We start from the raw sequence: 1122 nt of genomic DNA, 5'->3' as shown, positions 1-1122 counted from the left end.
ATTTTGGCCACCCATTAAGAAAGAAATGTTATGCTAATAAGCATACAAATTTGGGTGAAAAAATGACGAAATTAAAACGCGCAACGTATTCTGCAGCAATAAAATTAGAAACAGCTCAGCTTGTAGTTGACCAAAGTTATACTCAAGAAGAAGCAGCCAAAGCGATGGGGGTGGGTAAATCAACCGTCAGTAAGTGGGTTACTCAATTAAAGCAAGAGCGGAATGGCCAGACACCATCGGCTTCGCCAATGACGCCCGAACAAATTGAAATCCGCGAACTTAAAAAGCAAATCCAACGCATCGAATTAGAAAAGGATATATTAAAAAAGGCTACCGCTCTCTTGATGTCCGACTCCCTGAACAATTCTCGTTAATCGAGAAACTAAATCAACGAGAGCGTTACCCAATTAGCGTGCTGTGTAACGTATTCAATGTGCATCGTAGCAGCTATAAATATTGGGCTATACGGGATACAACGCCGACGTCAGAGCAAGTAAGGCTAGAGGCTGAAGTTAAAGCAATACATGCAATGAGCGGTGGCTCAGCTGGGGCGCGGACAATCGCGGCAATAGCAACGAACAATGATTTTGAATTGAGTCGTTATCGTGCTGCTAAGCTAATGGTTAAATTAAAGCTTGAAAGCTGCCAAGTACCTCAACATTCATATAAACGCGGCGGTAATGAACACCTTGAAATTCCAAACCTGCTTGATAGACAATTTGATGTTGTTGAGCCTGATACCGTGTGGTGTGGTGATGTGACGTATATTTGGGTAGGTAATCGTTGGGCTTATTTAGCCGTTGTTATTGATTTATTTGCACGTAAAGTAGTTGGCTGGGCCATGTCGTTGTCGCCAGATACTAATTTAACGCTAAAAGCGCTTGAACTCGCGTATGAAAGCAGAGGAAAACCAACAGGGCTGATGTTTCATTCAGACCAAGGTAGTCATTATACAAGTTTAAAATATCGCCAACGTTTATGGCGTTATAAAATTACGCAAAGTATGAGTAGGCGTGGAAACTGTTGGGATAATGCACCAATGGAGCGATTTTTTAGAAGCTTTAAAACGGAATGGATGCCAAAGGTTGGATATGGAAATTTTATAGATGCTAAATATAGCGT

General features: G+C 41.4%; 1 pseudogene. It reads left to right on the top strand.

The features are described 5' to 3' along the window. Positions 1 to 62 precede the first annotated feature (62 nt). Positions 63 to 1122 (top strand): annotated as a pseudogene (locus tag AAEY68_RS20640) (IS3 family transposase); the annotation flags it as partial.

This window comes from Pseudoalteromonas sp. RB2-MNA-CIBAN-0110 (genome assembly GCF_040309305.1).
GTDB classification, from domain to species: domain Bacteria; phylum Pseudomonadota; class Gammaproteobacteria; order Enterobacterales; family Alteromonadaceae; genus Pseudoalteromonas; species Pseudoalteromonas arctica.
The sequence above is the reverse complement of the archived record's forward strand: the minus strand, read 5'-3'. Positions and strand labels throughout refer to the sequence as shown.